This is a genomic window from Motilimonas sp. 1_MG-2023 (assembly GCF_030547455.1).
Lineage (GTDB): Bacteria > Pseudomonadota > Gammaproteobacteria > Enterobacterales > CBDFNC01 > Motilimonas.
On record NZ_JAUOPX010000075.1, the window covers coordinates 1 to 8,028 of the forward strand.

Annotated in this window: 12 protein-coding genes; 5 read left to right on the top strand and 7 right to left on the bottom strand. The window is 42.0% G+C overall.

Features of this window, described 5'->3' with window-relative positions:
- Nucleotides 1-60 precede the first annotated feature (60 nt).
- Entirely contained in the window at nucleotides 61-300 is a 240-nt protein-coding gene (locus Q4519_RS21010; RefSeq protein ID WP_303515788.1) for a glutathione S-transferase N-terminal domain-containing protein, read from the bottom strand.
- 299 nt (nucleotides 301-599) lie between these two features.
- Nucleotides 600-1,394 carry an ABC transporter substrate-binding protein gene (locus tag Q4519_RS21015; protein WP_303515791.1) on the bottom strand — a complete coding sequence of 265 codons (795 nt, stop codon included), beginning with the start codon at nucleotides 1,392-1,394 and terminating at the stop codon, nucleotides 600-602.
- Between the two features lie 292 nt (nucleotides 1,395-1,686).
- On the opposite strand from Q4519_RS21015, the gene Q4519_RS21020 reads away from it, so the two are divergent.
- Both Q4519_RS21020 and Q4519_RS21025 read left to right on the top strand, forming a co-directional pair.
- Nucleotides 1,687-2,541 carry a helix-turn-helix transcriptional regulator gene (locus Q4519_RS21020; RefSeq protein WP_303515794.1) on the top strand — a complete coding sequence of 285 codons (855 nt, stop codon included), beginning with the start codon at nucleotides 1,687-1,689 and terminating at the stop codon, nucleotides 2,539-2,541.
- A 92-nt stretch (nucleotides 2,542-2,633) separates the two neighbouring features.
- Nucleotides 2,634-3,179 (top strand): YbhB/YbcL family Raf kinase inhibitor-like protein, encoded by a 546-nt coding sequence (locus Q4519_RS21025; RefSeq protein WP_303515797.1) that lies wholly within the window; start codon nucleotides 2,634-2,636, stop codon nucleotides 3,177-3,179.
- A gap of 88 nt (nucleotides 3,180-3,267) precedes the next feature.
- On the opposite strand, the gene Q4519_RS21030 is transcribed toward Q4519_RS21025, so the two are convergent.
- Entirely contained in the window at nucleotides 3,268-3,744 is a 477-nt protein-coding gene (locus Q4519_RS21030; protein ID WP_303515798.1) for a MarR family winged helix-turn-helix transcriptional regulator, read from the bottom strand.
- Between the two features lie 160 nt (nucleotides 3,745-3,904).
- On the opposite strand from Q4519_RS21030, the gene Q4519_RS21035 reads away from it, so the two are divergent.
- Both Q4519_RS21035 and Q4519_RS21040 read left to right on the top strand, forming a co-directional pair.
- Nucleotides 3,905-4,327: an organic hydroperoxide resistance protein gene (locus Q4519_RS21035; protein ID WP_282561080.1), complete on the top strand. Its 423-nt coding sequence runs from the start codon at nucleotides 3,905-3,907 to the stop codon at nucleotides 4,325-4,327.
- Nucleotides 4,327-4,716 (top strand): DoxX family protein, encoded by a 390-nt coding sequence (locus Q4519_RS21040; RefSeq protein ID WP_232800081.1) that lies wholly within the window; start codon nucleotides 4,327-4,329, stop codon nucleotides 4,714-4,716. The genes Q4519_RS21035 and Q4519_RS21040 overlap by 1 nt, the downstream gene beginning before the upstream one ends.
- Before the next feature lie 139 nt (nucleotides 4,717-4,855).
- Here Q4519_RS21040 and Q4519_RS21045 read toward each other — a convergent pair whose 3' ends face one another.
- The 4 genes from Q4519_RS21045 to yidD form a co-directional block, all read right to left on the bottom strand.
- The gene (locus Q4519_RS21045; protein WP_303515803.1) at nucleotides 4,856-5,296 is read right to left on the bottom strand and encodes a hypothetical protein; all 441 of its coding nucleotides are present in this window, start codon (nucleotides 5,294-5,296) and stop codon (nucleotides 4,856-4,858) included.
- Nucleotides 5,297-5,417: 121 nt separating this feature from the next.
- A complete protein-coding gene (rnk, locus tag Q4519_RS21050; protein WP_232800083.1) occupies nucleotides 5,418-5,843 on the bottom strand; it encodes a nucleoside diphosphate kinase regulator in 426 nt (141 codons plus the stop codon).
- Nucleotides 5,844-6,059: 216 nt separating this feature from the next.
- The gene (locus tag Q4519_RS21055) at nucleotides 6,060-6,599 is read right to left on the bottom strand and encodes an isochorismatase family protein (protein ID WP_233051283.1); all 540 of its coding nucleotides are present in this window, start codon (nucleotides 6,597-6,599) and stop codon (nucleotides 6,060-6,062) included.
- Nucleotides 6,600-6,716: 117 nt separating this feature from the next.
- Nucleotides 6,717-7,085: a membrane protein insertion efficiency factor YidD gene (yidD, locus tag Q4519_RS21060; RefSeq protein WP_303515808.1), complete on the bottom strand. Its 369-nt coding sequence runs from the start codon at nucleotides 7,083-7,085 to the stop codon at nucleotides 6,717-6,719.
- Nucleotides 7,086-7,437: 352 nt separating this feature from the next.
- On the opposite strand from yidD, the gene Q4519_RS21065 reads away from it, so the two are divergent.
- Complete coding sequence (locus Q4519_RS21065) at nucleotides 7,438-7,842, top strand: hypothetical protein (protein ID WP_232800086.1); 405 nt, start codon at nucleotides 7,438-7,440, stop codon at nucleotides 7,840-7,842.
- Nucleotides 7,843-8,028: the final 186 nt, after the last annotated feature.

Below are 8,028 nucleotides of genomic sequence, written 5' to 3' on the forward strand. Positions count from 1 at the left end.
AAAAAGGTTCTACAAAGAAGAGTACAAGTGATCGGCATCGATGTTATTAACCGATCGACTTCATGTTAATACGCAAATGGCGTAATCATTGATTAATCGCTGCAATATGAGCTCAGAATCGCCTAAGGTTTCCCCTTGGTAAACGGCAAAAGGAATTTTCTTATAGGGCCCGTGCATTGGCAGTGCGGCTTCTATTTTGAATGGGATTTGGTAGTAGCGTAAAAATAACTCAACTTTGGCACAAAATGGGCTGGCATTAATGCCGTCAAACTCAACGGCAGTCTGTTTTAAAATTAACATGGCGCTCTCCTTGAAAGTGAATTTCATCATAGCGCTAGCGAGTGACAATATGTGTCAGTAGTAAAGTTGGGCTGCTACTTTTGCTAATTTAATCGCAATGTAATTTATCAAGGGGTGCTGCAGGGCAAATGCGTGAGTGTTTTTTTGAACGATAAGTGACGTTTTCTTAGACGAATATCTGCCGCAGCGAAGCGGTAGTTAAGTCATCAAGGATGATTTTAGGACGTTTCGTTTAATAAAATGTTACTTATTAGAAGGTCATGCTCAAATATTGTTTGTTCATGCGTTCGCCCTTGGGATTACTGGAGCTGACTAGGTTGCGTGTAGCGGTTGATGATGGTCTCTATGGTGCCATCTTGCCACATTTGTTCAAGAGAGCGATTAAGTTTGTTGATGAGTTGCTCTTTATTATGGATTTTTGCTGCTTTAGAAATAATTAAATAGGCTGGTTTAGGTTCATGCATAGGCCTGCTCATGTCGTACAGTTGATTCGCTACTCCCATTTCTTTTGCTTTATTTAAGACTACGGTTTTACCATTGATATAAAAGTCGATTCTATCCATTAACAGCATCCGAATGCCTGATTCGGTCGACTTTATTTCTGAAATCGCAAAACGCTGCTCAGCTTTAGCTTGATCAAATTCAGGGTTGACACTGTAGCCGCTGGAAATACCAATGCGCTTGTCATACAGATCACTGGTTTGGCTATAGCTGTTGATGTTACCTTTATGAGTAAAAATGCTAAATACACTGGTATGCAGTGGATAATCTAAGTAAGTCGCAAAGGCTTCACGCTCGGTGGTTTTGTAGGCGGAAAACAAAGCATCGACAGTACCGTTTCGAAGATAGGTAAGCGCTCGTTTCCAAGGCATACATTCAATTGTAAAGGGGGACTCAATACGGTGAAATAGCTCAGTAATGATATCGATATCAATACCTTTTACTTGCTGTTCATCACACCAAATAAAAGGTTTGAAGTCTTGGAGAGTTACGATTCTAAGTGCTTTCTCAACGGGCGCTGCGACAGTAAAGAAGGGGAATATTAAACTCAGTAGTATGATGAAAGTGAGGCGGGATTTATTCTGAGTCGGCATAAAATTAACCTGAAATATATGAATTTTAACTGAAATATAGCTTGTTCAATATTTTTTAGCCATCTGTTGTGCTGCTTCATATTGCTCTGGGGTTCATTTGATTATGCTTGTAGGTTAATCTTTTTAGGCTATGTCTTATGTGAGGCGTTTGTTTGACATGGTTTTTTACCTATTTAGGCACCGCTTGGCGGGTTCTAGATATGTTCTTTATGATGTTAATTTAATACTTGCGCTGGGTATATTTTAAAGGGGTTAATGGGGTGCATGAACATGGGTGATAGTGGGGAGCGAAATGATAGCGCAAAGTAAATGGCAAAATTTAAAGCGTTGGGTTCAGCAGGCTGAGCCTAACGAGCGCATACTTGGTTTGGGTTATGTGCGCTGTGTTAGTGCGCAACAAATACGTGATTTACAGTCTCAGCATAATTTCTTGGTGATTATCGTACAAGGTACAAAATGGGTTTCGTCTTCCTGTAGTGATATTGCTGTGAAAGCGGGGCAGGGGATCGTTTTTCCCGCTCACGTAAACTTTACTATCACCAACACCCCTAAAGACGGCGCTTTCTACGCTTTGGTGTTATTTTTTACGCCAGAGCAAATTAGCTCAGTACAGCAGCAGTACGGAAAAATCCTTCAACAGTCGCAGGCCAAAAAACAAACGTTTATGCCTTTTACCGTTGACGAAACGGTACTTTCAGCGGTGTTACACCTGTTGGACGCTTATCAATCGGGGCTTGCTTCAGCGTTATTAGACCATAGATATACGGAGATTTTATTGTCATTGCTACTCAGTGGCCATGGCAATTCCCTGTTTCAACTGCCGCAATCTAAGTGGAGTGATAAGGTCTCACAATTGTTCAGTTTAGATCCTGCCTTTGACTGGTCGGTAGCAAATGTATCAGCACGTTTGAACCTGAGTGAAACCACCTTAAGCCGACGCTTGAAAGAAGAACAAACCAGTTTTAGGCAGTTATTAGTCGATGCACGGTTAGGCCATGGTTTACATTTGTTACAAAGTGGTATTGAAAAGCGACCTATTGCTTTTGTTAGTGAGCTTTGTGGGTATCAATCAGCTTCAACATTTAGCGCCAAATTTAAACAACGTTTTGGCATGCTACCGTCAGAATTGCAAAAAACGGTGATTTGAGCTTTTCGCGTTAATTGTTGGCTGTTTCTCGGCCTTGTTTGGTTTTACGTTGCTTTATTCTGGTTGCATCTTAAATAGAAGGGAGCATCAAGATGAAACGCTTAAGTACGTTAGTTTTATTATCTGGGTTAGCCGCGTCGGCACAGGCCCTAGAGTTACAAAGTAATGATTTAGCAGATGGTGGAACCATCAGCGCTAAGCATGTTTTTGATCAATGGGGTTGTGAAGGGCAAAACATATCTCCCCATTTAAGTTGGGGTGATATTCCAGAGGGCACCAAAAGTTTTGTGTTAACGGTGTATGATCCTGACGCGCCAACCATCAGTGGGTTTTGGCATTGGGTGGCATTTAATATTCCCGCCAACGTGACAGAACTAAAGCAAGGTGCGGGTGCGATGGATGGCCAAACAATGCCCGTTGGCAGCGTACAATCTAAAACCGATTTTAATCAAGTTGGCTATGGTGGTCCATGTCCTCCGCAAGGTCACGGCCAGCACCGTTATCAGTTTTCAATTCATGCCATGAAGGTTGAAAAAATTGATTTTGGACCTGAGATTAACCCTGCTTTAATTGGCTATCAAATCTACCTCAATGGTATTGAATCAGCCACTATTACCGCCACTTATCATCGCGATTAACAGGTGCCGCCTCAGTTTCGTCTGAGGCGTAACTCGCTCAGCTATTAAAACTTTATTCAGTGATGACGTGGGGATATATCTGTATCGATTAATTAATATTACTTAATAGCTTATCGCAAGTTGCTTTCAATGCAGCTAGCTCTTCAACAGGTAATTCACTTTTGCAAAACATTGTATAGGGAATGGATTTCGCCTGTGTCTTTAGTGTTTTACCTGCCTCGGTTAACCATATTTCACGTACCCGTTCATCTGTTAAACCACGCTTTCTATCGAGTAAACCTTTTGTTTCAAGGCGCTTTAATAGGGGCGTTAACGTACCTGAATCAAGATGTAACTTAGCGCCCATGTCTTTTACGTTAATGCCATTATTGGCCCATAGCACTAACATAGCGAGGTATTGCGGGTAGGTTAAATCGATAGCTTCGAGCAGGGGGCGATAAGCTCGAATAATCGCATTTGCCGCGCTATATAACGAAAAGCACACTTGATTTTCAAGCAATAATTCAGCAGATTCATTCATGCTCAGATCGGCTCTGGGCGTAACATGGGCTTGCTTGTCGGTCATGAAATACTCCAAAAGAAAATAGTGATGCAATTAAATTGCGCACAATATACTTGCATTATAAATCCAAATCGACCTATACTGCGACATAAATTAAGTTGTACGCAATCTAATTGCTAGCGATTATATTGAATCAGTAACCATACCCATGAGAGGAATCATTATGTCTGCATTATATTCAACCACTGCATCCGCATTATCAGGCCGTAACGGTCAAGTTTCTACCGATGACGGTAAATTGTCTTTAAGCCTTAGTTATCCTAAAGAGCTGGGTGGCACCGGTGAGGCGACTAACCCAGAGCAGCTGTTTGCTGCTGGTTATGCGGCGTGTTTCTCTAATGCCATTTTGCATGTGGCGCGCGAGCAAAAATTAGCGCTCAGTCAAGCACCGGTTACGGCTCAAGTTGGCTTAGTGGCCAATGAAGCGGGCGGCTTTGCTTTAACGGTAAGCCTAAGTGTCACGCTAGAGTTGGAGCAAGATGCCGCACAGCAACTGGTCGCGGTCGCTCATCAAGTTTGTCCTTACTCAAACGCGGTTAAAGGCAATATCGATGTAAAACTGAGTGTGAATGGTGCAGCGCTGTAATGGATAAAGCATTAATCACGACTGGCCGAGTATTATTAGCGCTGTATTTTTTATTGCCCGGCATTATGAAATTTGTTGCTTGGGACATGCATGTTGCGCTAATGGAAAAGCATCAAATGATGTTAATCCCAGTTTTACTTGCAGCGGCAGGCATAGTGCAGATTGGCGCAGCTCTGTTCATTCTAGCTAATCGTTACACCGCTATCTGCGCATTAGTGCTTGCGGGCATGGTGCTGCTGATCAACATTAATCTGCATGATTTTTGGAATTTCACTGGCATGGAAGGCGCGCACGAGCAGCAAAACTTTGTTAAAAACTTGGCTATTTTTGCAGGTTTATTATTACTGGCAGGGCACAGCTGGAAAGGCAGCTTTAACCGAAATAATTAAATCGAAAACAACAATTTGTTAGCTCCGTTGGCCGCTACTTAAACAGCGGCCTTTTTGTTGCTAATGCTCATCTCGGGTTCAATGGCGTTGTTAATGCCGATTTGAACATTCCTTTCACTTCGTCGTTATTGACTCTATTTTAGCAGCAGCTTAATTCGCCGATTTTGGCTAAACCCATTAACTCTCCGGCTCTAGCTTTACTCGATAAATAAGTGAATTTCTGATCGCAAGAATATTTTGGATTGATGCTAACAACTAAGTCTAATTTGCCATCGTCATCCATATCGCCCGCCCAGTGCATGTTAACATTCGGTTCATCAATGAACACGGTGCCGTTGGTTGATGTTTCATCCCAAAGTACTTGTTTTTGTTTCGCACAGGTTAAGATTATCGCCATTTTGTCTTGTATAACATCATGTTCGCTGGTGAGAAGGCAATGTTGTTGGTTAAGCTGCAATGAAATGGCTTCATTTGGTGTATGAAAAGTTAACTTGCCACTCACTATGGCATCAACGCGTTCATTTGCAATGGCGTGACAGGAGATCAGTAGACCAAGAAATGAAATTAATTTAGGCTTCATCTGTGTTATTGGCCTGTATAAAAGAAGTAGGGGCATTTTGATAAATACTAATATAGCTAAGGTTGATAACATTAGCTGATTATTATTACCAACCGCCTGGTGAGAATGCCCCTTTCGTTAGTTACCGATGTAGCTCACCTTCGCGCTCTGGTTGATACAGCACCTCGATAATTTCTACCTTAACTAAGCCTCCACCAGGTTTAGGCCACTCTATTTGGTCGCCTTCAGATAGGCCTAATAAAGCAGTGCCAATCGGCGCAAGAATAGAAATTTTTTCGCTATTATCGCCTGCTGTATTATTTATCGCACTAGGATAAGACAAGGTATAAGCCAGCTCTTTGTCTGAATTGGCTACTTTAAAGCGAACAGTTGAGTTCATGGTTACCGTGTTAGGTGGCATCTGCTCGGGCTCAACAATATTCGCGCGATCTAGCTCAGCTTGCAGTCCATCCTTGCCTGGAAATTCTTTATCCCCCAAGGAATCAAGTAGTTTTTCTAGTCGATCGGCATCGAGAGATGAAATGGTAATGCTAGGGCTTTGGGTCATTTTTTACCTACAGAAGAAAAATCATGGTTTGGTTTATCCTGAAATAGACTGAGTTAACTGAGTCAATCCATTGATGATGCTAGACAAACCGACTTTTACGCGCATTTATCAGTTGCGTGATAGCGACGTATTTTTTTAATTAATTTAACAAGTTAACACCAAGTTAAATGGGGTTCAATAGGTGTTTGTATGGATAGCGCTAATTGGACTAAACGATTATTTGATGAGCTGCAAAATTGCTTTGAACTCAGGTGCTCGGCAATCGGCGACCAGTTCGTATAAGCACATTTCAACGCAGCTGATGCTGGCTCCTTGCGCCATCAGCTTTTTAATCGCGAGGCTTTTATTGGGTGATGAGCGAGAAGCGACGCCATCTTCCAATAGCTCAATTTGATAGCCAAGTTGTAATAAGCTGGAAGTAGTTTGATAGACACAAATATGGGCTTCAATACCGCAGATTATCCAAGTGGTGACAGTGGAAGCTTTTATTGCGGCCACAAATTCTGGCTCAGCGCAGGCATCAAAAGTATATTTTGCTATTGCTTCAACCGGGTCTAAAGCGCTTTGTAACAAGGGGCTGGTGGAGCCTAATTTAGCTGGGTTTTGCTCTAGATAGATGATCGGCAGATTGAGCGCTTTAGCGCCGCTGATCATAATGTGAATTTGTTTTAACAGCGCTTCACTATCCGTAACAATATCAGCCAACTTACCTTGTACGTCGATGACAATGAGCCCCGTTTTATTTTTGTCTAACATGTTCATCCCCCTGCTACGATATGTCGGCGCTTTGATAATCATGGTTAACTTAAGCTTATCTTTAGTAATGCCAAGTTCAGCCTATTAGATCTGTGGGCTTAATCAGATAGCTAGACGTTAAGGCCAGCAGTCACAAGGCAAATCGGGCAGATCGCAATGCTTACTCTTGCCACAGCTCCATGCATCACAAGCGATGCTTGGATCGCAGCAATCATACCACTTGTCTTTTTCTTTACGCTTTTTGCCTTTATCTGAGCGGTTGAGGTTATTTGCACTTTGTAGCGTTTGATAGGCTTGCTTACAGTCTTTGATACGCAAACGAATGGCGCGGTAGCCATGGTATAAGCCATCGGTTTTGACTATCTCCAGCACCGCATGAGAACAAGATGGGCCTTGATGTAAATGGGCATGCGCGCAGCGAAAACCTTTGTAAGGTGAGATAAAGCGTTGATAGCCACGGATCATGGCAATGGCTAATAGCTTCAAGGTTACTTCCTGTTCAAGTTGGAATGGCTAACCATCATTAACATTATGTTTTATTGATGTTAATTCGGTTTGTCGAATTGTTCAATAGCTGCCGCAGAGTAATATCAGTTCAATACTGGGCGTAATATACCTTTGGAGCGAAGTGAGTTAACACCTGCCCCTGTCGCATAACATTATTAGACGCCGTTTTGTCGGAATATAACAGAGATGCTGAGCTAGAACGGTAAGCCGCTGTTTACCTAAGATAAAAATAGTGTAAATATTGAGGGTATGTTTTAGGCGCCGTTTTGGGGCGTTTTATCACCCCATTATGGGGCTAATAAGCTGTTAGAAATAAATCGGAGTATCGGTAATGAAGCAAGTTTTGGTAATTCTTTTCATTTTATTAATAGTGGGCTGTAACACCACCCCACAAGTACCTCTTCCAGTAGAAAGCTTTCACTTAACATCAACAGATCCAGAGTATGGTTATATTGCAGAAAAACCTATAGAGCTAGGTGGTTTTTTACGAGGCTCAAAAAGTGAAGGTGCTCATGTACAATATTTTGAAGGTCTTTTAGGTCCAAATGGAGAACAAGTAAAAGTTTCACGAATTGGTAGTTGTTGCGCATTTGAAGATAAGTCTATGCCTTTTGGCGGAGGTTTACTTGACCGCTACCAACTTACATATAAAGGGCAAAATAAGCCCGCGATTATTTACGTCAATTTATACAAATTTAATAAACCCTTAGCACCTAAAGGATTTGCTCTGCTGTAAATTATTTCTAAGAGAAAGACAAAGACAAAGACAAAGACAGGGCACCCTCCTAAATTTGACCAAGAAAGACAGGACACCCTCCTAAATTTGAAGCCTATCACATCTTGCACCATAGTTAAGTGACCATCTATCAAGCTGGATAAAGGTTATGACACTACCGCGCAAGCAGCTTATTTGCCCAGAATC

Excerpts from the sequence above, each read along its gene's own strand:
- Q4519_RS21035 (WP_282561080.1), top strand. The coding sequence starts at position 3,905 with ATGTCTGCATTATATTCAACCACTGCATCCGCATTATCAGGCCGTAAC.
- Q4519_RS21025 (WP_303515797.1), top strand. The coding sequence starts at position 2,634 with ATGAAACGCTTAAGTACGTTAGTTTTATTATCTGGGTTAGCCGCGTCG.
- rnk (WP_232800083.1), bottom strand. The coding sequence starts at position 5,843 with ATGACCCAAAGCCCTAGCATTACCATTTCATCTCTCGATGCCGATCGA.
- Q4519_RS21030 (WP_303515798.1), bottom strand. The coding sequence starts at position 3,744 with ATGACCGACAAGCAAGCCCATGTTACGCCCAGAGCCGATCTGAGCATG.
- Q4519_RS21010 (WP_303515788.1), bottom strand. The coding sequence starts at position 300 with ATGTTAATTTTAAAACAGACTGCCGTTGAGTTTGACGGCATTAATGCC.
- Q4519_RS21045 (WP_303515803.1), bottom strand. The coding sequence starts at position 5,296 with ATGAAGCCTAAATTAATTTCATTTCTTGGTCTACTGATCTCCTGTCAC.
- Q4519_RS21015 (WP_303515791.1), bottom strand. The coding sequence starts at position 1,394 with ATGCCGACTCAGAATAAATCCCGCCTCACTTTCATCATACTACTGAGT.
- Q4519_RS21020 (WP_303515794.1), top strand. The coding sequence starts at position 1,687 with ATGATAGCGCAAAGTAAATGGCAAAATTTAAAGCGTTGGGTTCAGCAG.
- Q4519_RS21065 (WP_232800086.1), top strand. The coding sequence starts at position 7,438 with ATGAAGCAAGTTTTGGTAATTCTTTTCATTTTATTAATAGTGGGCTGT.
- Q4519_RS21055 (WP_233051283.1), bottom strand. The coding sequence starts at position 6,599 with ATGTTAGACAAAAATAAAACGGGGCTCATTGTCATCGACGTACAAGGT.
- Q4519_RS21040 (WP_232800081.1), top strand. The coding sequence starts at position 4,327 with ATGGATAAAGCATTAATCACGACTGGCCGAGTATTATTAGCGCTGTAT.